Annotated in this window: 29 protein-coding genes and 1 other RNA gene; 19 read left to right on the top strand and 11 right to left on the bottom strand. The window is 68.5% G+C overall.

The annotated features are described in order from the left end of the window. Nucleotides 1-325 precede the first annotated feature (325 nt). From QO011_RS29370 to QO011_RS29440, 15 genes are all read left to right on the top strand, one after another. Nucleotides 326-547: an endonuclease domain-containing protein gene (locus tag QO011_RS29370; RefSeq protein WP_370882029.1), complete on the top strand. Its 222-nt coding sequence runs from the start codon at nt 326-328 to the stop codon at nt 545-547. A gap of 63 nt (nt 548-610) precedes the next feature. Beyond that, a complete protein-coding gene (locus tag QO011_RS29375; RefSeq protein ID WP_307280347.1) occupies nt 611-1,375 on the top strand; it encodes an N-acetylmuramoyl-L-alanine amidase in 765 nt (254 codons plus the stop codon). Nucleotides 1,376-1,393: 18 nt separating this feature from the next. Continuing rightward, nucleotides 1,394-2,506 carry an NAD(P)/FAD-dependent oxidoreductase gene (locus tag QO011_RS29380; RefSeq protein ID WP_307280350.1) on the top strand — a complete coding sequence of 371 codons (1,113 nt, stop codon included), beginning with the start codon at nt 1,394-1,396 and terminating at the stop codon, nt 2,504-2,506. 168 nt (nt 2,507-2,674) lie between these two features. After that, nucleotides 2,675-3,065, top strand: an RNA gene (rnpB, locus tag QO011_RS29385) — RNase P RNA component class A. A gap of 134 nt (nt 3,066-3,199) precedes the next feature. Further along, nucleotides 3,200-4,039, top strand: coding sequence for an addiction module antidote protein (locus QO011_RS29390; RefSeq protein WP_307280356.1), 840 nt, complete (start codon nt 3,200-3,202; stop codon nt 4,037-4,039). A 44-nt stretch (nt 4,040-4,083) separates the two neighbouring features. Beyond that, nucleotides 4,084-4,341: a GlsB/YeaQ/YmgE family stress response membrane protein gene (locus tag QO011_RS29395; protein ID WP_307280359.1), complete on the top strand. Its 258-nt coding sequence runs from the start codon at nt 4,084-4,086 to the stop codon at nt 4,339-4,341. 165 nt (nt 4,342-4,506) lie between these two features. Then, a complete protein-coding gene (locus tag QO011_RS29400; RefSeq protein ID WP_307280361.1) occupies nt 4,507-4,764 on the top strand; it encodes a GlsB/YeaQ/YmgE family stress response membrane protein in 258 nt (85 codons plus the stop codon). A gap of 120 nt (nt 4,765-4,884) precedes the next feature. Then, on the top strand, nt 4,885-5,919 hold the full coding sequence (gene rsmH / locus QO011_RS29405) for a 16S rRNA (cytosine(1402)-N(4))-methyltransferase RsmH (protein WP_307280362.1): 1,035 nt from the start codon (nt 4,885-4,887) through the stop codon (nt 5,917-5,919). Beyond that, nucleotides 5,916-6,269 (top strand): cell division protein FtsL, encoded by a 354-nt coding sequence (gene ftsL, locus QO011_RS29410; RefSeq protein WP_307280364.1) that lies wholly within the window; start codon nt 5,916-5,918, stop codon nt 6,267-6,269. The genes rsmH and ftsL overlap by 4 nt, the downstream gene beginning before the upstream one ends. Further along, complete coding sequence (locus QO011_RS29415; RefSeq protein WP_307280366.1) at nt 6,266-8,080, top strand: peptidoglycan D,D-transpeptidase FtsI family protein; 1,815 nt, start codon at nt 6,266-6,268, stop codon at nt 8,078-8,080. Before ftsL ends, QO011_RS29415 begins: the two co-directional genes overlap by 4 nt. Further along, nucleotides 8,077-9,603: a UDP-N-acetylmuramoyl-L-alanyl-D-glutamate--2,6-diaminopimelate ligase gene (locus QO011_RS29420; RefSeq protein WP_307280369.1), complete on the top strand. Its 1,527-nt coding sequence runs from the start codon at nt 8,077-8,079 to the stop codon at nt 9,601-9,603. Before QO011_RS29415 ends, QO011_RS29420 begins: the two co-directional genes overlap by 4 nt. 101 nt (nt 9,604-9,704) lie before the next feature. Continuing rightward, nucleotides 9,705-10,790: a phospho-N-acetylmuramoyl-pentapeptide-transferase gene (gene mraY, locus QO011_RS29425; protein WP_307280371.1), complete on the top strand. Its 1,086-nt coding sequence runs from the start codon at nt 9,705-9,707 to the stop codon at nt 10,788-10,790. Between the two features lie 4 nt (nt 10,791-10,794). Then, entirely contained in the window at nt 10,795-12,177 is a 1,383-nt protein-coding gene (gene murD, locus QO011_RS29430; RefSeq protein WP_307280373.1) for a UDP-N-acetylmuramoyl-L-alanine--D-glutamate ligase, read from the top strand. Nucleotides 12,178-12,250: 73 nt separating this feature from the next. After that, nucleotides 12,251-12,697 (top strand): barstar family protein, encoded by a 447-nt coding sequence (locus tag QO011_RS29435; RefSeq protein WP_307280376.1) that lies wholly within the window; start codon nt 12,251-12,253, stop codon nt 12,695-12,697. 133 nt (nt 12,698-12,830) lie between these two features. Next, nucleotides 12,831-13,277, top strand: coding sequence for an NUDIX hydrolase (locus QO011_RS29440; RefSeq protein ID WP_307280377.1), 447 nt, complete (start codon nt 12,831-12,833; stop codon nt 13,275-13,277). 30 nt (nt 13,278-13,307) lie between these two features. Here QO011_RS29440 and QO011_RS29445 read toward each other — a convergent pair whose 3' ends face one another. The 9 genes from QO011_RS29445 to QO011_RS29485 all read right to left on the bottom strand — a co-directional run bounded on the left by QO011_RS29445 (nt 13,308) and on the right by QO011_RS29485 (nt 21,909). Continuing rightward, the gene (locus QO011_RS29445; protein ID WP_370882030.1) at nt 13,308-14,540 is read right to left on the bottom strand and encodes an MFS transporter; all 1,233 of its coding nucleotides are present in this window, start codon (nt 14,538-14,540) and stop codon (nt 13,308-13,310) included. A 197-nt stretch (nt 14,541-14,737) separates the two neighbouring features. Next, the gene (locus tag QO011_RS29450; RefSeq protein ID WP_307280378.1) at nt 14,738-14,935 is read right to left on the bottom strand and encodes a hypothetical protein; all 198 of its coding nucleotides are present in this window, start codon (nt 14,933-14,935) and stop codon (nt 14,738-14,740) included. A 125-nt stretch (nt 14,936-15,060) separates the two neighbouring features. Beyond that, on the bottom strand, nt 15,061-15,858 hold the full coding sequence (locus tag QO011_RS29455) for an SDR family NAD(P)-dependent oxidoreductase (protein ID WP_307280380.1): 798 nt from the start codon (nt 15,856-15,858) through the stop codon (nt 15,061-15,063). A 34-nt stretch (nt 15,859-15,892) separates the two neighbouring features. Beyond that, nucleotides 15,893-17,146 carry a DegT/DnrJ/EryC1/StrS family aminotransferase gene (locus QO011_RS29460; RefSeq protein WP_307280381.1) on the bottom strand — a complete coding sequence of 418 codons (1,254 nt, stop codon included), beginning with the start codon at nt 17,144-17,146 and terminating at the stop codon, nt 15,893-15,895. 203 nt (nt 17,147-17,349) lie between these two features. Then, nucleotides 17,350-18,039: a helix-turn-helix domain-containing protein gene (locus QO011_RS29465; RefSeq protein WP_307280384.1), complete on the bottom strand. Its 690-nt coding sequence runs from the start codon at nt 18,037-18,039 to the stop codon at nt 17,350-17,352. A gap of 17 nt (nt 18,040-18,056) precedes the next feature. Beyond that, a complete protein-coding gene (locus tag QO011_RS29470; RefSeq protein ID WP_307280386.1) occupies nt 18,057-18,857 on the bottom strand; it encodes an ABC transporter permease in 801 nt (266 codons plus the stop codon). Next, nucleotides 18,854-19,759 (bottom strand): ABC transporter permease, encoded by a 906-nt coding sequence (locus QO011_RS29475; protein ID WP_307280391.1) that lies wholly within the window; start codon nt 19,757-19,759, stop codon nt 18,854-18,856. The genes QO011_RS29470 and QO011_RS29475 overlap by 4 nt, the downstream gene beginning before the upstream one ends. After that, the gene (locus tag QO011_RS29480) at nt 19,756-20,853 is read right to left on the bottom strand and encodes an ABC transporter ATP-binding protein (RefSeq protein WP_307280393.1); all 1,098 of its coding nucleotides are present in this window, start codon (nt 20,851-20,853) and stop codon (nt 19,756-19,758) included. Before QO011_RS29480 ends, QO011_RS29475 begins: the two co-directional genes overlap by 4 nt. Nucleotides 20,854-20,871: 18 nt before the next feature. Next, complete coding sequence (locus QO011_RS29485; protein WP_307280395.1) at nt 20,872-21,909, bottom strand: extracellular solute-binding protein; 1,038 nt, start codon at nt 21,907-21,909, stop codon at nt 20,872-20,874. Between the two features lie 423 nt (nt 21,910-22,332). On the opposite strand from QO011_RS29485, the gene QO011_RS29490 reads away from it, so the two are divergent. Genes QO011_RS29490 through QO011_RS29500 form a run of 3 tightly spaced genes read left to right on the top strand, consistent with a single transcriptional unit; the run spans nt 22,333 to nt 24,388 of the window. After that, entirely contained in the window at nt 22,333-23,328 is a 996-nt protein-coding gene (locus QO011_RS29490; RefSeq protein ID WP_307280398.1) for an aldo/keto reductase, read from the top strand. A gap of 14 nt (nt 23,329-23,342) precedes the next feature. Further along, nucleotides 23,343-23,786: an RbsD/FucU family protein gene (locus QO011_RS29495; protein ID WP_307280402.1), complete on the top strand. Its 444-nt coding sequence runs from the start codon at nt 23,343-23,345 to the stop codon at nt 23,784-23,786. Then, complete coding sequence (locus QO011_RS29500) at nt 23,783-24,388, top strand: DUF1349 domain-containing protein (RefSeq protein WP_307280405.1); 606 nt, start codon at nt 23,783-23,785, stop codon at nt 24,386-24,388. The genes QO011_RS29495 and QO011_RS29500 overlap by 4 nt, the downstream gene beginning before the upstream one ends. A 6-nt stretch (nt 24,389-24,394) precedes the next feature. Here the strand turns inward: QO011_RS29500 and QO011_RS29505 are convergent, their stop codons facing one another. Further along, nucleotides 24,395-24,901, bottom strand: coding sequence for an OsmC family protein (locus QO011_RS29505; protein ID WP_307280407.1), 507 nt, complete (start codon nt 24,899-24,901; stop codon nt 24,395-24,397). Nucleotides 24,902-24,942: 41 nt separating this feature from the next. Then, the gene (locus tag QO011_RS29510; protein WP_307280409.1) at nt 24,943-25,299 is read right to left on the bottom strand and encodes a hypothetical protein; all 357 of its coding nucleotides are present in this window, start codon (nt 25,297-25,299) and stop codon (nt 24,943-24,945) included. Between the two features lie 213 nt (nt 25,300-25,512). Between QO011_RS29510 and QO011_RS29515 the strand changes: the two genes are divergently transcribed. Beyond that, nucleotides 25,513-26,115 carry a hypothetical protein gene (locus QO011_RS29515; RefSeq protein WP_307280411.1) on the top strand — a complete coding sequence of 201 codons (603 nt, stop codon included), beginning with the start codon at nt 25,513-25,515 and terminating at the stop codon, nt 26,113-26,115. Nucleotides 26,116-26,140 lie beyond the last annotated feature (25 nt).

Consider the following 26,140-nt stretch of genomic DNA (forward strand, 5'->3'; position numbering starts at 1 on the left):
TCCATCGCCCATCTCTCGCGAATCAATCGTGCGAGAGAGAATCACCTTAGGTAGGCCTCGAATACCTAAATGTGTGAACACAACAGCCACGCAGCTGGGGAAGGCTCCGCGTCGTGGTTCCCGCGGGACTTGCCGAACCGTTCTGCCCCTCCCTTGCGCTCTTCGCGTCTTCCTTCATTCTCGATGCATGGAGGAGCCTCATCCCCTTCGCCAATCGGCTCGCAAGTTCGCCCGCGCCCGCCGTCGCGTCATGACCCGGGCCGAGACCATGCTCTGATGGGCGCTGCGTGATCACCAGATCGCCGGCCACGGCATTCGTCGCCAGATGCCGATCGGCCCGTTCGTCGCCGATTTCGCCTGCCCAACCCGTCGGCTGATCATCGAGGTCGATGGGCGCACGCATGCGGAGCGGCCTGCGGATGATGCCCGTCGCGACGCCTGGTTCCGGCGCGAAGGCTGGCGCGTGCTGCGCTTCTCGGACGATCGTGTCATCGGCGGGCTGCCGCTGGTGGTCGACGCGATTGCCGCGGCGCTGCGCGCTCCGTGAGCGAGTCCCCGTCGCTTCGCACCACCCCGTTGCCTTCCGCCCCCATCCCGGGGCAAATGGCGCATGGCTCTTCCCGCGCCCGACAGCCCCGTCGCCGCCAAGGTCTTCGCCTCGCCCAACCATGGCGAGCGGGCCGGCGGCGCCATGCCCTCCATGCTGATCCTGCACTATACCGGCATGGCGGACAGCGGCCTCGCCTTGCAGAAGCTGGCCGATCCGCTGGCCGAGGTCTCCTGCCACTATTTCGTGTTCGAGGACGGGCGCGTGCTGCAGATGGTGCCGGAGGCGCGGCGGGCCTGGCATGCCGGCCGCTCGGCCTGGGAGGGGGAGACCGACATCAATTCCCGCTCGATCGGCATCGAGATCGCCAATCCCGGCCATGCCTGGGGCTATGTCGCCTTTCCCGAGGCGCAGATGGCGGCGGTGACGGCGCTCTGCGCCGACATCGTGCGGCGCTGGTCGATCCGGCCCGGCCATGTGCTGGCCCATTCCGACATCGCGCCGCTGCGCAAGGAGGATCCCGGCGAAAAATTCGACTGGAAGCGCCTGGCCGAGGCCGGGGCGGGGCTCTGGGTGCCGCCGGCGCCGATCCGCGGCGGGCGCTTCTTCGCCCCCGGTGACGAGGGCCAGCCGGTCGAGGCGCTGCAGGCGATGTTCGCCATGCTCGGCTACGGCATCGAGGTCACCGGGCGCTACGACGCGCTGACCGAGGCGGTGGTGCGCGCCTTCCAGCGCCATTTCCGCCAGGAGCGGGTAGACGGCATCGCCGATGCCTCCACCATCGAGACGCTGCGCGACGTCGCCGCGGCGAAGATGGCGGCGGCCTGAGCCGGTGGGAGAGGACCCATGCGCATCACCATCGTCGGCGGCGGCATCGTCGGCCTGTCCACCGCCTGGGCGCTGACCAAACGCGGGCACGCCGTCACCCTCGTCGAGCGCGCCGGCCTGCCCAACCCGCTCTCCGCCTCCGGCGATCACCATCGCATCATCCGCCGCGCCTATGGCGGCGCCGACGGCTATGCCCGCACCATCACCGAGGCCTTCGAGGCCTGGGAGGCGCTGTGGCGCGATCTCGGCCATCGCCATCTCGATGCGGTCGGCGTGCTCTGCGTCTCGCAGAAGCCCGGCGACGAGGCCGAGCAGTTCCGCGAGGGGCTCGACCGCGGCGGCTATGCCTATCGCCGGTTCGATCCCGAGGAGGCGGCGGCGCGCTGGCCCTTCCTCGATGCCGCCGCGCTGCGCTACGCCTTCCTCAGCGAGGAGGGCGGGGCGCTGCATTGCCGGCGCATCGCCGCCGATCTCGCCGCCTGGCTCGCCGCCCGCGGCGTCGTGCTGCGCACCCATACGGAGGTCGCCGCCGTCGACACGGCGCAGGCGCGCGTCGTCACGTCGGCCGGCGAAACCATCGAGGCCGACCGGGTGGTGGTCGCCGCCGGCGCCTGGGTGTTGCGCCTCTTCCCCGATCTCGCCGGCACGCTCGCCCTGTTCCGTCAGGCCCTCGCCTATGTCACCCCGCCGGCCGACCTCGCCGCGGCCTGGGCGAAAGCGCCTGTCCTGCTCGACATCGGCGGCGATGCCGACGGCTATGCCATCCCGCCCAGCGGCGGCGGGGGGCTGAAGTTCGGCTCCGGCCGTCACAAGGTGCCGGCCGACGATCCCGACGCCGACCGGACGCCGCGCCCGGGCGAGGGCGAGACCATCCGCCGCTGGTTCTCGCCGCCGATCGCCCGGATCGAGGACTATGCCATCGCCGACGTGGTGACCTGCGCCTACACCTTCACCGCCGACAAGCGCTTCTTCCTGTCGCCGCGCGGGCGCACCCTGGTGGTTTCCGCCTGCTCCGGCCACGGCTACAAGTTCGGGGCCGCGGTCGGCCGGCGCGTCGCCGAGGCGGCCGAGACCGGCGACGTCGAGGGCCTGGAGCGCTGGCTGAAGGCCGAGCTGCCCGCACAGGCGTGACCAAAGGCACAGCCGCCGCGGCTCGGCCGTGCTTTTATCCCCTTCGAACGGTTCTCGACCCGTTCCCCCTCCCAAGAACAACTCGGCGGGCCTTCGGACCCGCCTTTTTGTTCGGCGCGGTCATCCGGCCTGTTGACGCCGCCGCCCGCCTGGGCCACATCAGCCGCGCCAGTTGGCTGGGCGGCCGCTGTTCCCTTCCGGGGGAATGGAGGAAAGTCCGGGCTCCACGGAAACAGGATGCCGGATAACGTCCGGCGGGGGCGACCCCAGGGATAGCGCCACAGAAAGCAAACCGCCCCGGCATGCCGGGGCAAGGGTGAAAGGGTGCGGTAAGAGCGCACCGTGCGACCGGCAACGGGAGCAGCATGGCAAGCCCCATCCGGAGCAAGACCGAATAGGGATGGCCGCGGCGGTCTTCGGACGCGCCGGAGCGCGTTTCCGCGCTGCCGTCCGGGTTGGTTGCATCGAGGCCGCCGGCGACGGCGACCCCAGAGGAATGGCCGCCACGTCCGCAGCGATGCGGGCCCCACAGAACCCGGCTTACAGGCCAACTGGCATTTTTCCTGCCGAGGGAGCGAAGGCACGGTTCGCCGAGCCTTGGTGAGATCGCGCGTCTTGAACGACTGTAACTCATGGCTTACATCCATGCGACAGAGCGCGACGCGCCGATGCGCCGGCGGCGAGGAGCAGCCAATGAACACGGTCTTCGTCGGAGGTTCGCGCGCCATTTCCCGGCTGCCGGTCCAAGTCAGGGAGTGGCTCGACGACATGCGGCAGAGGGGGCTGCGAATCGTCGTTGGCGATGCCGACGGCGTGGACAGGGCCATCCAGAAACATTTCCTCGATGCCGCCTATCCTCGGCTGACCGTCTTCTGCTCGGGATCGATCTGCCGCAACAATCTTGGCCATTGGCCGACGGAACACGTCGCGACGGGCGAGTGGACCAGGGGCTACCAGTTCTATGCGGCCAAGGACCGGATCATGGCTGGCGAGGCGGACCACGGTCTGATGGTCTGGGACGGGAAGAGTCCGGGTACTGCGCTGAACGTTTTGCGTCTCTTATGTGCTGGCAAGACGGCTGTCTTGTTCAACGTACCCGCGCGCCGCGCAGTGATGTTCAAGCGGATGGCCGACTGGGACCTGTTCCTGAGCGAGGCGGATGAAGAGCTCCGACGCTCTCTCCGTGAGAGGGCGACGGACGCGGAATGGTTGGCGCGCGATGCAATCCGCCAACCAGGCGGGCTCGATTCGCTCGCCGCGCCGACGGGCGATTTCGGACCGTTGCAGAGCGAGGCCGAGTTGCACGCGACGCTCGATGAGGCATTGAAGGCTGGAGACGCGAAGGCGATCATCGAGGCGCTGGGGAGGATCGCGCGGGTGCGGGGCATGAGCCGGGTCGCCCGAGACACCGGACTTGCGCGTGAAGGGCTCTATCGCGCCCTGAGCGCCGACGGGAACCCTGAATTCTCCACCGTCTTGAAGGTCCTTAACGCCATGGGTTTCAGGCTTGGTGCGATGAAGCTCGCGGCCTGATAGGCTCAATCTGTAACACGCAATTCCCGCTGCCTGAGGGACGCATGCACATCATCGGCATCATCATCGTCGGCTTCATCGCCGGGCTGATCGCCCGCTTCCTGACGCCCGGCCCGACCAATCCAAGCGGCTTCATCCTGACCACGGTGCTCGGCATCCTCGGCGCCGTCGTCGCCACCTGGCTCGGCCAGGCCATGGGCTTTTATGCCGAGGGCGAGAAGGCCGGCTTCATCGGCGCGGTGATCGGCGCCGTCGTCGTGCTTCTGGGCTGGCGCTTCTACGTGCGCAACACCGCGATCTAGAGCATTTTCCAGCGAACCGGCACTCGGTTCGCGTCAAGACAATGCGTAAAAACAAAGAGATAGAGGGTGTGATCGAGTCAACTTGAAGCGATCACACCCTAGTCCGGAACGGAACCTTCCGGTCTTTCACGCGTCGGCAAGGCGGCCGGCGCCTCGGGGGACGTCATGGGCATCATCTGGACCATCATCATCGGCTTTCTCGCCGGCGTCGTCGCCAAGGTGCTGATGCCGGGCGACAACGAGCCGAAGGGCTTCATCCTGACCACGGTGCTCGGCATCGTCGGCGCTTTCGTCGCGACCTGGCTCGGCCAGGCGCTGGGCTGGTACCGGGCCGACCAGAGCGCCGGCTTCATCGGCGCCGTGGTCGGGGCGGTCATCGTGCTCTTGGTCTGGGGCTTCATCGCCCGCCGCCGTACCCCCTGAGGCGACGGTCCCGGCGCGCGGACGGAGCGGTGGCGCACACGCTTCGTTAACCCTTCCTCGCCGTTAATGGGTCTGGACAAATTCGCCCGGAACCCCGGGCCGCGCCTGTTCGAGACCCCGATGCCCGCCTCGCCACCACCCCCGTCCGACGACGCCCGGCAGGGCCCTCGGCACGTGCCGGTGATGCTGGCGGAGGTGATGGCCGCGCTGGCGCCCAGGGACGGCGAGACCATCGTCGACGGCACCTTCGGAGCCGGGGGTTACACGAGCGCCATCCTCTCCGAGCCGGGCACGCGCGTCATCGCGATCGACCGCGATCCCAACGCGGTGCTGGACGGCATGGGGCTGGTCTCGGCCATGCAGGGCCGTCTGACCCTGGTCGAGGACCGCTTCTCCAACCTCGACACCGTGGCGCGGGATCTCGGCCACGCCGCGGTCGACGGGGTGGTCCTCGACATCGGCGTCTCGTCCATGCAGATCGACGAGGCCGGCCGCGGCTTCTCCTTCCGCCAGGACGGCCCGCTCGACATGCGCATGGAAGGGCGGGGCCCAAGCGCGGCGGACCTGGTCAACACGCTCGGCGAGGCCGAACTCTCGCGCCTGTTCTGGACGCTGGGCGAGGAGCGCCGGGCCGGGGCCCTCGCCCGCGCCATCGTCGCCGACCGCGCCGCGGCGCCGTTCCTGCGCACCCGCGACCTCGCCGATCTCTGCGGCCGGGTCATCCGCTCCAAGCCCGGCGACATCCATCCGGCGACGCGCGCCTTCCAGGCCCTGCGCATCGCCGTCAACCACGAGCTCGACGAGCTCGCCGCGGCGCTGCTCGCCGCCGAGCGCATCCTGCGCGCCGGCGGGCGCCTCGTCGTCGTCACCTTCCATTCCCTCGAGGACCGCATCGTCAAGACCTTCCTCGCCGACCGCAGCCGCCGGGATGCCGGCGGCTCGCGCCATGCCCCGCAGGCTGAGCTCGCCCCCGCCACCTTCGAGCTCGTGCATCGCGGCGCCGTCGCGGCCTCCGAGGCCGAAGCCGCCCGCAACCCCCGCGCGCGCTCGGCCAAGCTGCGCGCGGCGGTGCGCACGGCCGCGCCTGCCCGCGACACCGGCACGGATTTCCTCGGGCTGCCCGCCCTCGCGCCCACCGCCGGGAGACGCCGATGACGCGTTTGCTCAACCTGATCCTGTTCGGCGTGCTGATCGCGGCGGCGATCGGCGTCTACTCCATCAAGTACGAGGCGACGCGCCAGGCCGAGAAGGTGGCCAAGCTGCGCCGCGACATCGAGGTGGAGCGGGTGGCGATCGTGACGCTGCGGGCGGAATGGGCCTATCTCACCCAGCCCGAGCGCATCACCGCGCTGGCCCGCAAGCATCTCGACCTGCAGCCCATGCAGATCGAGCAGATCGTCAAGGCGACCGACCTGCCGGACAAGCCGGCGCCGGACGACCAGATCGCCAAGAAGCTCGAAGGGCTCGGCCTCGCCGCGCCCGCGGTGACGGGATCGACGCAATGACCCATCCGGCGACCGACGACATCGCACTGGAGGAGGAGCTGCCGGAGGCGGCGGCGCCCGAGGCCGGCTGGACGGAGCAGGCCGAGGACGCGCCGGCCGAGGCCGAGCCGCCGCGCCGCAAGCCGACGAAGCTGGAGAAGAGCGGCGCCCGCGTCGCCTTCATCATGATCGCCTTCATCGGCCTCTACGTCGCCATCTTCGCCCGGCTGACGCAGCTCGGCATCGCCCCGGGCGACCAGTATGCGGCCAAGCTCACCGCCCAGGACCTGCTCGCCACGGCGCGGCCGGACATCCTCGACCGCAACGGCGAGGTGCTGGCGACCGACATCCGCGTGCCCTCGCTCTATGCCGAGCCGAGGAAGCTCGTCGACGTCGACGAGGCGACGGAAATGATCTCCGCCGCCATGCCCGAGCTCGACGCGCGCGACCTGCGGGAGAAGCTCGCCTCGAAGAAGGGCTTCGTCTGGCTCAAGCGCGAGATCACGCCCAAGCAGCAGGCGGCCGTCTACAAGCTCGGCCTGCCGGGCGTCGGCTTCCTCTACGAGAACAAGCGCGTCTATCCCAACGGGCCGACGCTCAGCCACGTGCTCGGCGCCGTCAACATCGACAACCAGGGCATTGCCGGCATCGAGAAGTATATCGACCGCAAGCGCGGCCTCAGCGAGCTCGCGGCGCTCGGCTATGCCGCCAAGAACCCCGACGACCTGACGCCGGTGCAGCTCTCCATCGACCTCAGGGCCCAGAACGTCATGCGCGACGAATTGGTGCAGGGCATCGCGCATTTCCGCGCCAAGGCCGCGGCCGGCGTGCTGATGGACGTCAACACGGGCGAGATGATCTCGCTGGTGTCGCTGCCCGACTTCGATCCCAACAACCCGGCCGACGCGCTCGATCCCAACCGGATCAACCGCATCAATGTCGGCGTCTACGAGATGGGCTCGACCTTCAAGGCGCTGACGCTGGCGATGGGCATCGATTCCGGCAAGTTCACCACCAACTCGCTGCTCGACGCCCGCACCAGCCTGCGCTTCGGCAAGTGGACCATCCCCGACTATCACGCCACCCACCGCATCCTCACCCTGCCGGAGGTGTTCACCCACTCCTCCAACATCGGCTCGGCCCGCATCGCCCTGTCCCTCGGCATCACGGCGCACAGGGCGTTCCTGGCCAAGATGGGCCAGCTCGATCGCCTCGTCACCGAATTGCCGGAAAATGCGGCTCCTCTGATTCCCGTGCGCTGGACGGATCTCAGCACGGCGACGATCGCCTTCGGCCAGGGCCTCAACGTGGCGCCGCTGCAGGCAGTGATGGCGGTGGGAGCGATGATGAACGGCGGCCACCTGATGAAGCCGACCTTCCTGGTGCGCAGCAAGGATCAGGCGCTGGCCGAGTCCACCACCGTCCTGAAGCCGCATACCTCGGACGTGATGCGCTACCTCCTGCGCCTCAACGCCACCGACGGCTCGGCCAAGAAGGTCGACATTGTCGGCTATCAGGTCGGCGGCAAGACCGGCACCGCCGAGAAGATCGTCAACGGCCGCTATTCCAAGAACAAGGACCACAACTTCACCACCTTCATGGCGGTGTTCCCGTTCGACAAGCCGAAATACCTGCTCCTGACCATCTATGACGAGCCCAAGGCCGTGCCGGAGAGCTACGGCTACACCACGGCCGCCTGGAACGCCGGCGCCACCGCCGGCAAGATCATCACCCGCGTCGCGCCGCTGCTCGGCCAGCAGCCGCGCTTCGAGTTCGTCCCCAACAACCCGCCGCCGCTCTATGCGCCGGCGACCGTGGCGACCGCGCAATGAGCCCGCGGCCGCTCGCCGCCCTGCTGCCGGCCGATGCCGTCCTCGACCCGCGCTTCGCCGCGATGCCGATCGTCGGCATCACGGTCGACTCGCGGGCGGCGCAGCCCGGCTGGCTGTTCTGCGCCATGCCGGGCATCAAGGCCGACGGCATGGACTTCGCCGCGCAGGCGGTTGCAAACGGCGCGGTCGCCGTGCTCGGCGAGCGCGCGGCGCCGCTGCCCGAGGGCATCGCCTTCGCCGGGGTGCCGAACGCCCGCAAGGCCTTGAGCCACGTCGCCGCCGCCTTCCATCCGCGCCAGCCCGCCACCATCGCCGCGGTCACCGGCACCAGCGGCAAGACCTCCGTCGCCGCCTTCGTCCGCCAGATCTGGGCGGCGCTCGGCCTGCCGGCCGCCTCGATCGGCACAGTCGGCCTGGTGGCGCCCTGGGGCGAGACCTACGGCTCGCTCACCACGCCCGACCCGGTGGCGCTGCACGCCCTGCTCGACGAGGTGGCGGGGCGCGGGGTGACGCATCTGGCCATGGAAGCTTCCTCGCACGGGCTCGACCAGCACCGGCTCGACGGCGTGCGCCTCGCCGCCGGCGGCTTCACCAACCTGTCGCGCGACCATCTCGACTATCATCCGACCCTGGAGGCCTATCGCGACGCCAAGCTGCGCCTGTTCTCCGAGCTGCTGCCGCCGGGCGCGGCGGCGGCGATCGAGACCGATCACCCCGAGGCGCAGGCCTTCGTCGATGCCGCCGCGGCGCGCGGCCTGAATGTCCTGACGGTCGGCGAAAAAGGCAGCGGCATCAAGCTGCTGTCGATCGACGTGCAAGGCTTTTCCCAGGGCCTGCGTCTGGAGCATCGCGGCGCCGTCCATGCGGTGCGGCTGCCGCTCGCCGGGCGCTTCCAGGTCGAGAATGCCCTGGTGGCGGCGGGGCTGTGCATCGGCTGCGGCGCCGAGCCCGCCGCCGTCTTCGCGGCGCTGGAGCGGCTGGAGGGCGCCAAGGGCCGGCTGGAGCGCGTCGGCGCGGTCAACGGCGCACCGGTGTTCGTCGACTATGCCCACAAGCCCGATGCGCTGGAGAAGGCGCTGGAGGCGCTGCGCCCCTTCGTGCGCGACCGCCTGGTGGTGGTGTTCGGCTGCGGCGGCGACCGCGACCCCGGCAAGCGGCCGATGATGGGCGCCATCGCCGCGCGCCTGGCCGACCGGGTCATCGTCACCGACGACAATCCGCGCAGCGAGGACCCGGCCGCGATCCGCGCCGCCGCGCTCGCCGCAGCGCCGGGCGCGATCGAGATCGGCGACCGGGGCGAGGCGATCCGCACCGCCGTGGCCGAGCTGCGCCCGGGCGACGCCCTGCTCATCGCCGGCAAGGGCCACGAGCCCGGCCAGATCGTCGGGCGCACCGTGCTGCCCTTCTCCGACCACGAGGTCGCCAGGGCGGCGATCTCGGCCGCCGGGACGCGATCGCCCCAGGCGACCGGGGACGAACCGCATTTTTTGCCCGCCGACACCTTGAATCGAGACCAGCTTTGATCTCAAACGCTCTCAGCCGCTTCCGATCATTGACGTAACGAGAAGGTATCGGCGGGCGCGACATTGGGTTGCGTGCGTTTCGCCTTCTCCGAGGTTTCCCCATGCTCTATTGGCTCAGCCGGTTCAGCGAACACGTCGAACTGCTCAACGTGTTCCGCTACATCACCTTTCGCACCGGCGGAGCCATCGCCACCGCGCTGCTCTTCGTGTTCTTCTTCGGTCCGGCCAGCATCTCCTGGCTTCGGGTGAAGCAGGGCAAGGGCCAGCCGATCCGCGAGGACGGGCCGCAGTCGCACCTGTCCAAGAAGGGCACGCCGACCATGGGCGGCCTGATGATCCTGTCGGGCCTGCTGGTCTCGGTGCTGCTCTGGGCCAATCTCAGCAACGCCTATGTCTGGATCGTGCTCCTGGTGACGCTCGGCTTCGGCGCCATCGGCTTCTACGACGACTATCTGAAGGTGACGAAGCAGAGCCATGCCGGCTATTCCGGCCGCGCGCGCCTGGCGCTGGAGGGCGCGGTCGCCGCTGCCGCCGCGATCGGCATCGCCTATGTCGCGGGCACGCCGCCGTTCTCGACGTCGCTGGCCTTCCCGTTCTTCAAGGACCTCCTGCTCAACCTCTCCTATTTCTTCGTCGTGCTCGCCGCCTTCATCGTCGTCGGCGCCGGCAACGCGGTCAATCTCACCGACGGGCTCGACGGCCTCGCCATCGTGCCGGTCATGGTGGCGGCGGCGAGCTTCGGCTTCATCTCCTACCTCGCCGGCAACGCGGTGTTCTCCAACTACCTGCAGATCCATTTCGTGCCCGGCACCGGCGAGCTCGCCATTGTCTGCGGCGCCACCATCGGCGCCGGCCTCGGCTTCCTCTGGTTCAACGCGCCGCCGGCCCAGATCTTCATGGGCGACACCGGCTCGCTGGCCCTCGGCGGCATGATCGGCACCGTCGCCGTCGCCACCAAGCACGAGATCGTGCTCGCCGTGATCGGCGGCCTGTTCGTGCTCGAGGCGGCCTCGGTGATCATCCAGGTGATCTCGTTCCGCTACACCGGCAAGCGCGTGTTCAAGATGGCGCCGATCCACCATCATTTCGAGCAGCTCGGCTGGAAGGAGCCGCAGGTGGTGGTGCGCTTCTGGATCATCTCGGTGGTGCTGGCGCTGATCGGCCTCGCCACGCTGAAGCTGCGGTGAGCCCATGACGCCGATCACCTCGCTGGCCGGCCGCACGCTCGCCGTGTTCGGCCTCGGCGGCTCCGGCCTCGCCACGGCGCTGGCGCTCCAGGCCGGCGGCGCCCGCCCGATCGTCTGGGACGACAGCGCCGCCAAGGTCGAGGAGGCGCGGGGCCGGGGCCTCGACGCGCAGCCGTTGGACAAGCTCGACTGGAGCGGGATCGCCGCCCTGGTGCTCTCGCCCGGCGTGCCGCTGACCCATCCCGAGCCGCACTGGACGGCGAAGCTGGCGCGCTCGCACGGCGTCGAGATCGTCGGCGACATCGAGCTCTTCGCCCGCGAGCGCCGCGCCGTCGCCCCGGAGGCGCCGTTCATCGCCATCACCGGCACCAACGGCAAGTCGACCACCACGGCCCTGATCGCCCATCTCTTCGCCGCGGCCGGCCGTGACGTGCAGCTCGGCGGCAATATCGGCACGGCGATCCTGTCGCTTGAGCCGCCGTCACCGGCGCGCGTGCATGTCATCGAGTGCTCGTCCTTCCAGATCGACCTCGCGCCGACCATCGACCCCTCGGTCGCGGTGCTGCTCAACGTCACCGAGGATCATCTCGACCGCCACGGCACCATGGAGGCCTATGCCGCGATCAAGGCCCGGCTCGCCGCCGGCGCGCGCACGGCGATCGTCGGCGTCGACGATGACTGGACGCGAGCCATCGCCGACCGGCTGGAGAGCGAGGGGCACAGGGTGGTGCGCATCTCCGTGCTGCGGCGCCTGCCCGACGGCGTCTATGCCGAGGGCGAGACCATCGTCCGTGCCAAGGGCGGCGTGCCCGAGCCGGTGGCGAGCCTTGCCGGCATCGGCTCGCTGCGCGGCGCCCACAATGCCCAGAATGCCTGCGCGGCCTTCGCCGCGGCCTCGGCGGCCGGGCTCTCGCCCGCCGAGATCCAGGCGGGCATGGCGAGCTTTCCCGGGCTTGCCCATCGCATGCAGCAGGTCGGCCGGCGCGGACCGGTGCTGTTCGTCAACGATTCCAAGGCGACCAACGCCGACGCCGCCGCCAAGGCGCTCGCCTCCTTCGACACCATGTTCTGGATCGCCGGCGGCAAGCCCAAGACCGGCGGCATCGCCGCGCTGGAGGGCTTTTTTCCGAAGATCGTCAAGGCTTACCTGATCGGCGCGGCCACGGAGGAGTTCGCCGCGACGCTCGAAGGCAAGGTGCCGTTCGTGCGCGCCGGCACCATCGCCAACGCCGTCGAGCTCGCCGCCGCCGACGCGGGCGCGTCGGGCCTGGCCGAGCCGGTGGTGCTGCTCTCGCCGGCCTGCGCCTCGTTCGACCAGTTCCGGAATTTCGAGGAGCGGGGCAAGGCGTTCGAGGCGGCGGTGAAGGCGGTGGTGGGGGAGGAGTGAGGCGATCGGGGGCACCTATCCGCACAAGCCTGCCGGCGGAGGAGGCGCCGTTGATGACGCCGTGGGGGCAGCTATGACTTCGATCGATGATGGCTTCCTCTACTACGAGAGGGAGTATGCGGGTGAGCCGGGCGAACGCGTCCTGAGCATCCCCGCAGGCATCGGCTCGAAGGATGCCTTGCTCGCCGCGCTCGACGGCGCTGCGCATTTTCCATATTTCGGCTGGAACTGGGACGCGCTGGACGAGTGCCTGAGGGACCTTCAATGGATTCCTGAGAATCGGATCGTTGTCCGTCATGCCGATCTGCCGCTGAAGAATGAGCCTGACGAATGCGCGATCTACCTGGACATCTTGAAGTCGGCGATCCAGGACTGGGCCCGCGACGAGCGCGGTCCAGCCTTGCGCAAGCAGTTCCCGGACTTGATCTACGTAGAGCACACATTGGTGGCAGTATTTCCGGTGGCCGTGCGGCTGGACATCGAGACGATGATGGCGCCGGCGAGACGTGCGGAGCTATGACTATGCGGATTGTGCGGACAGTTGATTTTTCTCACTGCCCGGCTGGGCTGGAGCATGGTCCGAGTAAACTGTCCCGGTAATCGGCCGATCGCATCGCTTTGGCGACGATCGGCACATCTGGTATCGGTCATCCATGCTTCTTGCCACCGTGCCAAAGGCATTTGTCTACCTGACGCGCCGGGGACGTGATCTGCTCCTCTTGGCGCATCCTGATCACCCCGATGCGGGACTCCAGGTGCCGGCCGGCACAATCCAGACGGGAGAGACCCCGGCCCAGGCCGCAGCCAGAGAGCTGGCCGAGGAGACCGGGATAGGCCACGTCGGAATTGACGATTTTCTCGGCGAGACCATTTACGATATGCGCTCGTTTGGCAGGCAGGAACTGCACCATCGGTTCTTCTATCATGCTCATTTTGACGGCGATGGCCCGGAGCGATGGTGTCATTTTGAAGAGCACGCAGGCACTGCGCCAATCCGGTTTGATCTGTTCTGGTGGAGTTCTTCTCGAGGTCTTCCGGATCTGATCGCGGGACATGGCGATCTGCTGCACCGGCTTTCAATATTCTCCCGCGACACTTGACGGCCGCTCTCTGCCCCTTCCGGTCCCGCGTCAGGGCTTCGCCGGCAGGCGCGGCAGGAACACTGTCAGAAGGCCGATGACCGGCAGGAACGAGCAGGCCTTGTAGACGTTCTCGATGCCGATGCTGTCGGTCAGTCCGCCGAGGAAGGCGGCTGCGATGCCGCCGAGCGCGAAATTCAGGCCGTAGAACAGGCCGCCGATCAGGCCGATGCGCTTGGGGACCAGATCCATGGCGTAGATCATGATCGAGGCAAAGGCGCTGGCCATCATCACGTTGATGATGACCGTCAGAACCCCGGTCCAGAACAGGTCCACGTATGGCAGCAGCAGCGTGAACGGCAGTGGGCCGACAATCGAGATCCAGATGACGCGGTAGCGGCCGATCCTGTCTCCGACGATGCCGCCGAGGAGCACGCCGGCGGCCGAAGCGATGAAGATGATGAACAGCATCACCTGCGATGTCGCAATCGACACGCCGAAACGATCCATCAGGTAGAATGTGTAGAACGATCGGAAGCTTTCCAGATAGGAGAGCTTCGAGGCCATCAGGACGGTCAGGATCACCAGGCCGAACACGATGGTGCCGCGCGAGTACGATGCTTGCCTGCCCTGCGCATGCGCCTGCGAGGCCAGGGCATTGAACTGCGTGCGGATCGCGGCTTGCCGCCGGGCGGTCCAGGTCAGCAGCACCATGGCCAGGATCGCCATGGCGGCGAACATCGCCAGGCTGCTCTGCCCGCGGGGCACGATGATGAAGGCGGCGAGGAGCGGGCCGAGCGCGCCGCCGATCTGTCCTCCCACCTGGAAGATGCCCTGGGCCAGGCCCTGCCTGCCGCCCGAGGCGTAGCGGGCCGACCGCGTGGCTTCGGGGTGAAAGATCGACGAGCCGATGCCGACGAGCGTGACGGAGATCAGGACGAGCGCGTAGCTCGTCGCGTAAGCCAGGCTGAGCAGGCCGACGAGCGTGAAGATCATTCCCACCGCGCCCGAGTAGGGCAGGGGATGGCGGTCCGTATAAAGGCCGATTGCGGGCTGAAAGAGCGCGCCGGCGATCTGGAATGTCAAAGTGATCATTCCGATCTTGGCGAAATCCAGCGAAAATTCGCTCTTGAGTATCGGATAGACCGCGGGGATCAGGGACTGGACGGTGTCGTTCAGCAGATGCGAAAGACCCAGCGCGAGCAGGACCGCCATGTAGACATTGGGTCGCGCGGCAGGCGTTGCGCGGCTATCCGGTTCCGCATCGGCAGAAAGCGTGCTCATCGGCCGTTTCCAGGAGTTCTTGTTGTCGAGGCGGGGTCCAGCGGTGAAGTATCCGTAGGCCGATTGTCGATTACAGGGATACTCCACGGAATTCCAGCTGCGTCAGACCCGCGCTGCCGGCTTGTGCAAAGACCGCGGGCTCGGCAGGCCCTGGATGCGCCTGCCGAGCCCGTGGGCATGGGCGATGTCGCGAGGGGTCAGCTGATGCTGCTGACCTTGCCGTTGACGTCATAGGTGAGGGTCACGCCCCAGACCGTCAGCGAGCCGCCGCGGGCGTCGATGACGTTCGAGCTCGTGTAGTCGGGGTCCGTTCTCATGCCACCGCCGATCTGTTCGAGCTCGTCCTCGGACAGGTCCCGCAACTCGGTGGCCGGCATGTCGCTGGCATGCGTCATGGTGCTGCTCCTGGTTCGTTGGGCGCAGGGCGGCGAGTCCGTCGCTGCGTGGTGCTTTGTCGGACGGATCGTCGTGCCGGGCTGTGACGATGGGCACACGCCTCGCGAAGGCGGCGCGCGGCCTCCTAAGCCTGCGCCGCGTAGCCGCCGTCGACGGGAAGGGCGATGCCGGTGACGAAGTCGGAGCCCGGGCCGGCCAGGAACACCGCAGCAGCGGCGAGGTCGTCGGGCCTGCCCCAGCGTCCGGCCGGCGTCCGGGCGATCACCTGGTCGTGCAGATGCGGCGTCGCCGCGCGGCCGCGGATGGTCAGGTCGGTCTCGATCCAGCCGGGCAGGATGGCGTTGACGCGGATGCCGTGCTGCGCCCAGGCCGAGGCCAGCGCCTTGGTCAGCTGCACCACGCCGCCCTTGCTGGCGCCATAGGGCGCCGCAAAGCCCGCGCCGAACAGCGAGGTCATCGAGCCGATGTTGATGATCTTGCCGCCCGTCCGCTTCATCATGGGAAAGACGGCCATGGTGGCGAGGAAGGCGCTGGTGAGGTTGGCGTCGAGGAGCATGTGCCATTCCTCCAGGCTGTACTCCTCCGGCTGCTTGCGCACATTGGTGCCGGCATTGTTCACTAGGATGTCGATCCGCCCGAAGGCGGCGAAAGCCTCCGCCGCCAGGCGCTTGCAGTCCTCCTCCCGCGTCACGTCGGCGTTGAGGGCCATCACCGTGGCGCCGGCCTCGGCCAGGTCCCGCTCGGCGCGGCGGTTCTTCTCGTCGCTGCGGCCGGCGATGACGATCCCGGCGCCGGCCGCGGCGAGGCCCCGGGCGATCGCCAGGCCGATGCCGCCGTTGCCGCCGGTGACGATCGCGACCTTTCCCGAAAGATCGAACGCCGCGGCGAGGCCGGGCGGCGGCTGATGCCTCGAAGGGGTCATGGTGCCTCGCGAGCCGTCCGGGTGCCCGGCGCGGTCATCCCTGCTGCCCATAGGCCGCCACGACCTTGGCGATGGCGGCGGCGATCTCTCCCGGATGGTCGTCGCCGAAGCCCTCCGTCCACCACATGCACACCGTCTCCCGGCAGGCCTTCTCGGCCACCGGACAGATCTCGTCGGCATAGTTCCAGTTGCGCGCCGCAGCCAGGGTGAAGGGCCAGCCGGACGTGCCGAAGGTCTTGTGCTCGCGGATCACGGGGTACTTGTAGAGGGGGATCGGGCCGGGATAGCCGACGAAGCCGTCGATGCCCTCGGCGGTGAGCGCCTTCATCACCTGGGTCACGGGGACACGCAGGCGCTCGGGCGCCAGGCGAAAGCCATAGAAGAAGAACGTGCCTTGCGTCTCCGCGCGGATCGCGATGGGCTCGACGTCGACGCCAGCGAGCGCCGCGGTCAGCCGCTCGGCCGAGCGGATACGGCGCTCCACCATGCCGGGCAGCTTGCGCAGCTGGGCCAGGCCGACCGCCGCCTGCAGCTCGGTCATGTGGTAGTTCGGCGCCAGGAACAGATGGTCGCGGCCGCCCTTGTCGCGCGGCCAGCCCTTGTCGGCGCATTGGCGCAGGGCGCGCCCGAAACGCCCGTCCTCGCGGGCGATCACCATGCCGCCGTCACCGGTGGTCATGTGCTTGGACTGCTGGAAGCTGAAGCAGCCGATGTCGCCCATCGTCCCGCACAGGCGCCCCCGGTCCGTCGCCAGCAGGGCCTGGGCGCAGTCCTCGATGACGAAGAGGCCATAGCGCGCCGCGATGGCCATGATCGCGTCCATGTCGGCGGGGTTGCCGTAGATATGGGTGACGATGATGGCGCGCGTCCGCTCGGTGATCCGCTCCTCGACCGAGGCGGGGTCGAGGCTCTGGGTGCGGGGATCGACGTCGGCGAACACGGGAACGGCGAGCTGCGACAGCACGGGGATGGCCGTCCCCATGTCGGTGATAGGGGAGAGGATGACCTCGTCGCCCGGCTCGGGGTTGAGATAGAGCAGGGCGGTGTGCAACGCGGCCGTGCCGCTGCTGACGGAGACGGCGCTCTCCACGCCATAGAGCGCGGCGAAGGCGGCCTCGAACTCGGCAGTCTTGCGGCCGTAGAGGAACGACAGGCTGCCGGATGTGATCACCTCCCGCAATTGCTCCAGTTCCTCCGCGCCGAGCGAGCGGCCGGAGGCGTCGCGGATGCTGGGGAGGCGCTCCGGGATGACCGGTGAGCCGCCGTCGATGGCCAATGGAGACGTCATGGTGCTCTTCCCCCTAAAAGCGTTTTGCGATTTGGCGGAATCGCCAAGCATCGCAAAGACGCGTCGAAACAATGAGCTAGAGCAAAGCAGCGTTTCCGCCCAAACGCGCTTTGCTCTAGGGATGGGCAGGTGAAAGGGTGCCGGCGCCCGGCGGCGCGGCAGGATGCATGGGGATGGGCGGCGGCCCGGACCGGGCCGGCGCTTCAGCCCTTGCGTTCTCGGCGGGCGACGGCGGGGAGGGCCGCGCGCGGCTGCCGGCTCTCCTCGACGATCTTGCTCTTGATGACCTCGCGCAGCGTCTGCGCCAGGTTGGGGGTGGCGCTGGAGCAGTTGACCAGCAGGCGGCTGCCCTTGGGATCGAGCGACATGTAGCCGTGCTTCATGGTGCTGTCCAAGTAGAGCGAGTCGTTCTTGGCGAGGTCGATCGGCTCGTAATATTCGCTGAAGATCCGCACCGCCCCCTCCAGCACGACGACGAACTCCTCGCCGACATGGGAGGTGAGCTCGCCCATCTGCGCCTCGGTGCTGGCGCGCACCTCGATATGGATCGGCACGATGCGCTTGTGGGCGACGTCCGAGCACAGATAGGTGTAGGTGTAGAACTCCGTCTCCAGCGCGCCGCCGGCAAATTGCAGGCTGACGCTGCGCCGGGCCAGGATCCGCTCGGGCTGGTCGGTAACGGGCTGCGGCCCCAGGAGGTCGGCGATCTCGACGTTGAGGCCGCGGCTGAGCTGCAGGATCTTCTCGTAGGTCGGCGACAAGAGCCCGTTCTCGATTTTTGAGAGCGTGGCGGTCGAGATGCCGGTCATCGCGCTGACCTCGGCCAGCGTCCAGCCGTGATAGGCCCGGCGTTCCCGCAGCAGCCGGCCCAGGGGTGGATTGTCTTCGGCCATCGGTCCCCTCCTCGTGCTCACGCCTGGCGCGTCGCGAAGCTGCGGCGCAGCAGCAAGGCACCAATGCTGGCAGCGATCGTGGTGATCAACAAGACGATCGACACCAGGGCATTGATTTCGGAGGAAAATCCGACGCGCATCATCGCCCAGAGCCGGAGCGGCAGGGTGGGGTCGCCGCCCGCCAGGAAGAAGGTCACCAGCGTCTCGTCGAGGCTGATGGTCAGGGCGAGCAGGGCGCTGGTGATCATCGCCGAGGCGAGCTGCGGCAGCACGACCAGGCGGAAGGTCGTGAACGGCCGGGCGCCGAGGTCGGCCGAGGCTTCGAGCTGCGAGGTCGGCAGCGCCTCCAGCCGCACCATCACCAGGCGGTAGATGATGCTGATGACGATGGCGACATGGCCGACGGCGACGGTGAACAGGCTGCGCTCGACGCCGAGCTGGCGGAAGGTGATGAGCAGCGAGATGCCGGTGACGATCGCCGGCAGCACGAAGGGCAGGAAGATCACCAGCTCGACATAGGCCCGGCCGCGCCGCTCGCCGGTGCGCATGTACCAGGCGATGGCCAGCGCGAGCGCCATGGCTGACGTGACCGAGCCGCCGGCCACGAGCAGCGTGTTGCCGAGGGCCGACAGGATCGAGCGGTTCTGCGCCAGCGCGGCGTAATGCTGGAACGAGAAGCTGGTCCAGACCACGCTTCCGCGCTGGATGTCGAAGAAGGACAGGACCACGACCAGCAGCGCCGGCCCGTAGAGCAGCAGGAAGACGAAGCCGGCGAACAGCCAGAGCACGCCGAGGGTGATACGCTCGGTGCGGGTCATGACGCGCGTCCCCGGCGGTTGAGCAGGCCGGCCACGGCCAGGATGATCACGATCGCCATGAGCAGCATCACGGCGAGGGCGGCGCCGAACGGCCAGTCGAACGCCATGCCGAACTGGCTCCAGATGGCGCGGCCGAAGGTGAAGCCCTGGCTGCCGCCGACCATCTGCGGCGTGAGGAAGTCGCCGAGGGCGAGCACCATGACGAACAGGCCGCCGACGATCGAGCCCGGCAGGCTGAGCGGCAGCACCACATGCCGGAAGGTATAGCCGGGCCGGCCGCCGAGGTCGGCCGAGGCCTCGACCAGCGAGGGGGGAATCCGCTCCAGCGACAGGAAGATCGGCAGGATGGCGAAGGGCAGATAGATGACGGTCATGGTGATCAGCACCGCCGTCTGGTTGAACACGAACAGGGTGCTGGGCGCGGTCAGGACGTGGGACCATACCAGCAGCGTGTTGAGAACGCCGTTGAAGCCGAGGATGGTGCGCATGGCGTAGATCTTGACGATGTAGTTCATCGCCAGCGGGATCACGCTGCACAGCAGCATGAAGTAGCGCAGCGAGCCTTCCAGCCGCCAGATCAGGTAGGCGACGATATAGCCGGCCAGAAGCCCGAACAGCGCCACGAGGCCGGCGAGGCGCAGCGTGCCGAGATAGACGCCCCAATAGGTCGCGTCGGACAGGAAGGTCCGGTAGTTCTCCAGGGTGGGGCTGCGGTCGAGCACGCCGTGATCGATGCGCCAGAAGCTGGAGACCAGGAAGGCGAGCATCGGCACCAGGATCAGCGCCGTCGGAACGCCGTAGACCAGGAGCTTCGCCAGTGCGGCCGTGACGGCGCGGTGGCGCCGGGTCGAGGCGAGGGACATCGGCGCGGCGGGATCCAGGGTCATCGTCGACGCGGTCATGATGTCAGCACGTCCCGTTCGAGCAGGCTGGCCCGTCGCAAATCCCAGCGCGCCGCCACGGTCTCGCCGACGCTGAGCGCCGGCAGGCTGGCGGTCGGCATGCTCGCCCGCAAGGCGAAGGCCTGCGGCTCGCCGGCCTCGAGCACCACCTGCGACACGGCGCCCAGGAAGGTGACGGAGCGCACGCGCGCCACCACGTCCTGCGGCCGGGCGGCCGGCAGCGGGGCGATCTCGATGTGCTCCGGACGCACCACGAGATGGATGCGCGCGCCCTCGGCCACCGGCTCGTCGGCGGCGATCGCCACGCGGCCGACGGCGCTCTCCACCTGCCGATGCCCGTCGGCCCGGCTGCCGACCACGGCGGGGATGACGTTGTTGTCGCCGAAGAAGCGGGCGACGAACTCGCTGGCGGGCCGAAGATAGATCTCCTCGGGCGTGCCGACCTGCTCGATCCGGCCATGGTTCATCACCACGATCCGGTCCGCCATGGCGATCGCCTCCTGCTGGTCGTGTGTCACGAACAGGAAGGTGGTGTGGATGCGCCGCTGCAGCTCCTTGAGGAAGTCCTGCATGGCGCGCCGCAGGCCGGCGTCGAGCGCGGCGAGCGGCTCGTCGAGCAGCACGATCTTCGGCTCGCACACGATCGCCCGGGCCAGCGCCACGCGTTGGCGCTGGCCGCCGCTGAGCTCGCCGGGGTAGCGGTGCGCCTTGTCGGCGAGCTCGACGATCGACAGCACCTCCGCCACGCGCCGCGCGATCTCGGCCTTCGGCCGGCCACGCACCCGGAGGCCGTAGCCGACATTCTCCGCCACCCGCATGTGCGGGAAGAGCGCATAGTCTTGGAACACGGTGTTGAAGGGGCGCTCGAAGGTCGGCTCGCCGACGATGTCGCGCCCCTCGAACAGGATCTGGCCGCTGCTCGGCGCGGTGAAGCCGCCGATCATCCGCAGGATGGTGGTCTTGCCGGAGCCCGACGGGCCGAGGATGGCGATGAACTCGCCGTCCCGGATGGCGAGGTCGACCGGCTCCAGCACCTGGACCTGGCGATAGGCCTTGCTGACGCCGGCGAGGCGCAGGATGATGTCGCGGCTCATGGTCTCACCCCCCGGACGTCATGGCGCCTGGGTCGCCTTGATCTCGTTCCACAGCTTGATGCGCTTTGCCTGGTCCTCCGGCGCCTCCAGGAAGACGAGGCGGTCGGCATAGGTCAGGCCGATCTTGGCGTTGGCCTCGAGGTTGGTGGTGTTGCCGTAGCCGGTCTTCTCGCTGATGTAGGTGCCGACGCGCTTGTCGAGCATGAAGTCGATCCAGGCATGGGCGAGCGCGTCGTCGCGGGCGCCGGCGCTGATCGTCCAGCAGTCGATCCAGCCGATCGCGCCCTCCTTCGGGATGACCAGGGCGGCATCGACGCCCTTCTTCTGCAGCATCGGGACCTGCGGTTCGCCCATCGACATCATCAGCACCACATTGCCCTGGGCGAAGATCGAGACGCCGTCGTCGAAGCCGGCATAGTAGGTGAGCACGTATTTCTTCTGCTCGATCAGCTTGGCCTTCACCGCCGCGAAATCGGCGTCGCTCATGTTGAACGGGTCCTTGATGCCGAGAAACAGCGCCGTCGTGACGATGGCATTGGTGGCATCGTCCATGGCGATGGCGCGGCCCTGGTACTTGTCGTCCCAGAGCACGCTCCAGCTGTCGGGCGGGGTCGGGAACTCCTTCTTGTCGTAGATCAGCGGGATCGAGCCCCAGGCGAAGGGCGCGGCATAGGTCTTGCCGTCGAAGACGATCGCCTTGACCGCCTGGAAGGTGGGGCCGAGGTTGGCGCGGTTGGGCAGGCGGTCGAGCTGCAGGGGCTTGAGGAGCTTCTGCTCGACCAGGCGCTTGTAGGACGAGGTCTCGACCGCGATGACGTCGAAATCCTCGCCATTGGAGGCCAGCAGCTTGGCGAAGATCTCGTCGACGCTGCCGGTATAGGTCACCTTGACCGTGGCGTTGTGCTTGGCCTGGAACTCGTTGACCCACTGGTCGTCGGCATAGCCTTCCCAGGTCAGGAGCCGGAGCTCGGGGGGCGCCGCCCGAGCGGCGCGCGGCATGGCCGTGGTCGAGAGGGCGGCCGCTGCCGCGGCCGAGAGAAATTCGCGCCTGTTCACGGTGATCTCCTGGATGGATGGAGGAATCGATTTTTTCTTGTCGCGATAGATCCTCGCCCGATACTTCCGAAAGCAAGGGAAGATCGGCGGTATTGCACTTTCGTTCAGCACCGTGATCGCCGCATCTCTTGCGACGAACATCATCATGCGTCGAGAATCTTCACCTCGACGATCAAAACACTCGCGATATCCCGGCCTAACGCGTCGTCCGGGGATCAATGAGGCGGTTCGTCATGGCCGGGACGAGCCCGGCCATGACGGCCGAGAGCGCAGCGCCCTTAATCTGCGGACACCCGCTAAGCCGCTCGTGATGTCAGAATCCCTAGCGGCTTCTTTTTCGAGATTCAAGCAAATTTTTCGTATCCGAATTTTATTGACGCGATTTTTCGCATCGCTAACTTGCCCCGGCCACGGAGAAAAACGATGAAACCCGCCACCCGCCTGATCGGCAATGGCTGCCCGATTCCGCAGATCGGCCTCGGCACCGCCCCCCTCGGAGGGCTCTATTCCCCCGTCGCCGCGGACGAGGCGGCGGCGACCCTGGATGCGGCCTGGGCCCGGGGCGTGCGTTTCTTCGACACCGCCCCGCAATATGGCAACGGGCTTTCCGAGCGGCATCTCGGCGCCTTCCTCGCCGGCAAGCCGCGCGAGGATTTCGTGCTGGCCACCAAGGTCGGCCGTCTGCTGCGCGTCCCCGCCCGGTCGGACGGCGAGGACGCCTACTACAAGGGCACGCCGCCGGAGCGGCCGGTATTCGACTTCAGCTATGACGGCGTGATGCGCAGCGTCGAGGAGAGCCTGGCGCGGCTGAACCTGTCCCGCGTCGACATCCTCCACATCCACGATCCCGACGATCACTACGAGGCCGCGCTCTCCGGTGCCTACAAGGCGCTCGACGCCTTGCGGAGCCAGGGCGTGATCAAGGCGGTCGGCGCCGGCATGAACCAGTGGCAGATGCTGGCCCGCTTCGCGCGGGACGGCGTCTTCGACTGCTTCCTGCTCGCCGGGCGCTACACGCTTCTCGACCAGAGCGGGCTCGCCGAGTTCCTGCCGCTCTGCCAAGCCCGCAACATCGCCGTGTTCGCGGCGGGCGTCTACAACAGCGGTATCCTGGCCGACCCGCGCGCCGGCGCCAAGTTCAACTATGCCGACGCGCCGACAGAACTCGTCGAGCGGGCGCTGGCGCTGGAGGCGGCCTGCCGCCGCCACGGCGTGCCGCTGCGCGCCGCGGCGATGCAGTTCCCGGCCGCCCACCCGGCGGTCGCCTCGACGCTCACCGGTGCGCGCAGCCCGGCCGAGCTTGGCGACAATCTCGACATGGTCGAGGTCACCATCCCCGCGGCGCTGTGGCAGGACCTCGCCGCGGAGGGGCTGATCCCGCCCGAGGCGCCGCTGCCCTCCGCCCGTGCCGCCCAGTGAACCGGAGACATGCCATGCTGATAGGCCTCGATCCCATTCTCCCGCCTGATCTCCTGTCGCACCTGCGGGCCATGGGCCACGGCGACGAGATCGTCATCGCCGACGGCAGCTTTCCCGCGACGACCGTGGCCAGGCGCCTCGTCCGCATCGACGGCGCCGGCCTGCGGCGGGTGCTGCGGGCCGTGCTCGCGCTGCTGCCGCTCGACGAGTCCGAGCCCGATCCGGTCATCGGCATGCAGGTGATCGGCGATCCCGGCAAATGGATGCCGATGCACGCGGAGATCGCCGAGGCGGTGGCGCGGGTCGCGCCGGCGGTCGAGACGAAGCTGATCGACCGGCACGTCTTCTACCGCCGCGCCGCCGAGGCCTTCGCCGTCGTCGCCACCGGCGAGACCGGCTTCTACGGCAATGTGCTGCTGCGCAAGGGCACGATCGAAAACCCGGTGGTGGCGGGATGACCGGCTCTCAGGACCAGGCCGGCCCGGCCTTCGATCGCTGCCGCTGGCTGAACGAGCCGGCGCGCTGGAGCCGGGGGGCGGACGGGCTCACCGTCGTGACCGACGCGGCCACGGATTTCTGGCGCGAGACGCATTACGGCTTCACGCGCCATACCGGCCATGTCTTCGGCTGTGACGCGGAGGGCGGCTTCACCGCGAGCGTGCGGGTGCAGGCCCGCTACGAGGCGCTCTACGACCAGGCCGGCCTGATGGTGCTGGTGGACGAGCGGACCTGGGTCAAGGCCGGGGTCGAATGGTCCGACGGCGGGCCGCTGCTGGCCAGCGTGCTGACGATCGGGCAGTCCGACTGGGCCGTCGGTGCGCTCGACGGCGACGCCGCGGACTTCCGGCTGCGGGCCACCGTGGAGGCCGGCGTGCTGCGCCTCCAGGCCTCCTCGGACGGCAAGGTCTGGCCGCTGGTGCGGCTCTGCTCCTTTCCGCAGGCGAGCCGCTGCTTCGTCGGGCCGATGTGCTGCACGCCCGAGCGCGCCGGCCTTTCCGTGCGCTTCTCCGAGTTCACGGTAGGCCCGCCGCTGCGCAAGGACCTGCACGATCTGTCCTGACGGCCGTCACCGCCGCGCGGTCACCGACAGCTCCGGCCGCGTGCTCAGCGTCTGGAACACCACGCAGTAGCGCTCGGTCAGCTTGATCAGCGAATCGATCCGCTCCTGCGGCTCGTCGGTGTCGAGGTCGAAGGCGAGGCGGATGGCGCGGAAGCCCACGGGCGCATCCTTGGCGACGCCGAGCGTGCCGCGGAAGTCGAGGTCGCCTTCGGCCGTCACGGCGGCGTGGCCGAGCTTGAAGTCGAGGGCGGTCGCCACTGCTTTCAGGGTGACGCCGGCGCAGGCGACCAGCGCCTCCAGCAGCATGTCGCCGGAGCAGAGCTCCAGGCCCGTGCCGCCGGTGGCCGGATGCAGGCCGGCGACGGCCAGCGCCCGGCCGGTCTCGACCTTGCAGGCGATCGACTGGTCGTCGACCGCGCCTTTGGCCCGGAGCGTGATCAGCGCCTGCCCGGGGTCGTCGCGATAGGCCTGCTTGAGCGGGGCCTGCAGGGCCTTCAGGGCGGTGGCGTCCATGGCGTGCTCCGTTGTCGGTCGGTGTATCCGTTCCGGTCAGGTCAGAAGGTGCGATTTCCCCAAGCTGCCCAGACACGTGGCTTGAGTTGCAGGGCGAAATTATCAAGGCGCAGGGCCTGCGGGAAGGACACGACCAGCGCCTCCTGGTCCTGGTTCACGACGAGGCGCAAGGCCTCAGCACCCCGGAGTTCGAACTTCGCAATCTCTCGCCCTGAGAGAATGAGGCAGGTCGTGATGTCCCCGTAGGACGAGACAATATGACATCGGACTTCGATGTCACCCCGGAGGGTTCTGAAATCGAGAGTGTTGTACGCCCAAGGTGTGTCGGGATGCAGCACCACGGGCTCGGCCTCAAAAAACGCGACGAGTTCATGGTCAGGCGGAATCTCACAGCTCATGGGGATGTCCCGGCCTTTCGGTTCGCGCGCGTCGGTTAACACGAAGTCCCACTTTGGCCCAAAGCGTGCACGAGCCGTTCGAGCGCTGCCTGCCCCGATGGATAGGCGGTCTCGGGTCAGAGCGCGACATCGTGATGAGCCGTGAGCGGAGGGCTGGGCTAGGGTCTCGCCGCCCCCTCCCTCAGCTGCGGCTCGGCCGCAAGGCAGGTTCCCATGCGATCTCTTCTCCTTCCGCTCGGCCTGGCGCTGGCCCTCGGCGCGGCGGCGCCGGCCGCGGCGCAGGTGCCCTCCAATCGGGTCAGCGGCACCATCGCGGCCTTCGACGGCACCAAGCTGACGGTGAAGGCGGCGGACGGCAGCAGCACGACCGTCACCCTGCCGGCCGACGTCAAGGTCGGCGCTGTGGTCGACCGCACGCTCGACGACATCAAGGCCGGCGACTTCGTCGGCTCCGCCGCGGTCGAGGGGCCGGACGGCAAGCTGCATGCCCAGGAGGTGCACATCTTCCCCGAGCCGATGCGCGGCACCGGCGAGGGCCATCGGCCGATGAGCATGCCCAAGCAGACCATGACCAACGCCACCGTCGCCACCGTGGCCAAGGCGCCGCAGGGCCGGGTGCTGCAGCTCAGCTACAAGGGCGGCACGCAGGAGATCGAGGTCGACCCCGGCACCCGCATCGTCCTGCTCGTGCCGGGCGACCGCAGCCTGCTCAAGCCCGGCGCGGCCGTGGCGGTCTTCGTCAGCAAGGGCGCCGACGGCAGCCTCACCGCCCGGGCGGTGCAGGCGGAGAAGGACGGCGTCAAGCCGCTGTGGTGACGGCACGGCGGCCGGCCTCCGGCCG

This window comes from Labrys wisconsinensis (assembly GCF_030814995.1).
GTDB classification, from domain to species: domain Bacteria; phylum Pseudomonadota; class Alphaproteobacteria; order Rhizobiales; family Labraceae; genus Labrys; species Labrys wisconsinensis.

Excerpts from the sequence above, each read along its gene's own strand:
- QO011_RS29370 (WP_370882029.1), top strand. The coding sequence starts at position 326 with ATGCCGATCGGCCCGTTCGTCGCCGATTTCGCCTGCCCAACCCGTCGG.
- QO011_RS29480 (WP_307280393.1), bottom strand. The coding sequence starts at position 20,853 with ATGAGCCGCGACATCATCCTGCGCCTCGCCGGCGTCAGCAAGGCCTAT.
- QO011_RS29380 (WP_307280350.1), top strand. The coding sequence starts at position 1,394 with ATGCGCATCACCATCGTCGGCGGCGGCATCGTCGGCCTGTCCACCGCC.
- QO011_RS29495 (WP_307280402.1), top strand. The coding sequence starts at position 23,343 with ATGCTGATAGGCCTCGATCCCATTCTCCCGCCTGATCTCCTGTCGCAC.
- QO011_RS29490 (WP_307280398.1), top strand. The coding sequence starts at position 22,333 with ATGAAACCCGCCACCCGCCTGATCGGCAATGGCTGCCCGATTCCGCAG.
- QO011_RS29505 (WP_307280407.1), bottom strand. The coding sequence starts at position 24,901 with ATGGACGCCACCGCCCTGAAGGCCCTGCAGGCCCCGCTCAAGCAGGCC.
- QO011_RS29415 (WP_307280366.1), top strand. The coding sequence starts at position 6,266 with ATGACCCATCCGGCGACCGACGACATCGCACTGGAGGAGGAGCTGCCG.
- QO011_RS29400 (WP_307280361.1), top strand. The coding sequence starts at position 4,507 with ATGGGCATCATCTGGACCATCATCATCGGCTTTCTCGCCGGCGTCGTC.
- QO011_RS29440 (WP_307280377.1), top strand. The coding sequence starts at position 12,831 with ATGCTTCTTGCCACCGTGCCAAAGGCATTTGTCTACCTGACGCGCCGG.
- QO011_RS29510 (WP_307280409.1), bottom strand. The coding sequence starts at position 25,299 with ATGAGCTGTGAGATTCCGCCTGACCATGAACTCGTCGCGTTTTTTGAG.
- QO011_RS29455 (WP_307280380.1), bottom strand. The coding sequence starts at position 15,858 with ATGACCCCTTCGAGGCATCAGCCGCCGCCCGGCCTCGCCGCGGCGTTC.
- QO011_RS29375 (WP_307280347.1), top strand. The coding sequence starts at position 611 with ATGGCTCTTCCCGCGCCCGACAGCCCCGTCGCCGCCAAGGTCTTCGCC.
- QO011_RS29460 (WP_307280381.1), bottom strand. The coding sequence starts at position 17,146 with ATGACGTCTCCATTGGCCATCGACGGCGGCTCACCGGTCATCCCGGAG.
- QO011_RS29500 (WP_307280405.1), top strand. The coding sequence starts at position 23,783 with ATGACCGGCTCTCAGGACCAGGCCGGCCCGGCCTTCGATCGCTGCCGC.
- QO011_RS29475 (WP_307280391.1), bottom strand. The coding sequence starts at position 19,759 with ATGACCGCGTCGACGATGACCCTGGATCCCGCCGCGCCGATGTCCCTC.
- ftsL (WP_307280364.1), top strand. The coding sequence starts at position 5,916 with ATGACGCGTTTGCTCAACCTGATCCTGTTCGGCGTGCTGATCGCGGCG.
- QO011_RS29395 (WP_307280359.1), top strand. The coding sequence starts at position 4,084 with ATGCACATCATCGGCATCATCATCGTCGGCTTCATCGCCGGGCTGATC.
- rsmH (WP_307280362.1), top strand. The coding sequence starts at position 4,885 with ATGCCCGCCTCGCCACCACCCCCGTCCGACGACGCCCGGCAGGGCCCT.
- murD (WP_307280373.1), top strand. The coding sequence starts at position 10,795 with ATGACGCCGATCACCTCGCTGGCCGGCCGCACGCTCGCCGTGTTCGGC.
- QO011_RS29435 (WP_307280376.1), top strand. The coding sequence starts at position 12,251 with ATGACTTCGATCGATGATGGCTTCCTCTACTACGAGAGGGAGTATGCG.
- mraY (WP_307280371.1), top strand. The coding sequence starts at position 9,705 with ATGCTCTATTGGCTCAGCCGGTTCAGCGAACACGTCGAACTGCTCAAC.
- QO011_RS29465 (WP_307280384.1), bottom strand. The coding sequence starts at position 18,039 with ATGGCCGAAGACAATCCACCCCTGGGCCGGCTGCTGCGGGAACGCCGG.
- QO011_RS29390 (WP_307280356.1), top strand. The coding sequence starts at position 3,200 with ATGAACACGGTCTTCGTCGGAGGTTCGCGCGCCATTTCCCGGCTGCCG.
- QO011_RS29450 (WP_307280378.1), bottom strand. The coding sequence starts at position 14,935 with ATGACGCATGCCAGCGACATGCCGGCCACCGAGTTGCGGGACCTGTCC.
- QO011_RS29420 (WP_307280369.1), top strand. The coding sequence starts at position 8,077 with ATGAGCCCGCGGCCGCTCGCCGCCCTGCTGCCGGCCGATGCCGTCCTC.
- QO011_RS29445 (WP_370882030.1), bottom strand. The coding sequence starts at position 14,540 with ATGAGCACGCTTTCTGCCGATGCGGAACCGGATAGCCGCGCAACGCCT.
- QO011_RS29470 (WP_307280386.1), bottom strand. The coding sequence starts at position 18,857 with ATGACCCGCACCGAGCGTATCACCCTCGGCGTGCTCTGGCTGTTCGCC.
- QO011_RS29515 (WP_307280411.1), top strand. The coding sequence starts at position 25,513 with ATGCGATCTCTTCTCCTTCCGCTCGGCCTGGCGCTGGCCCTCGGCGCG.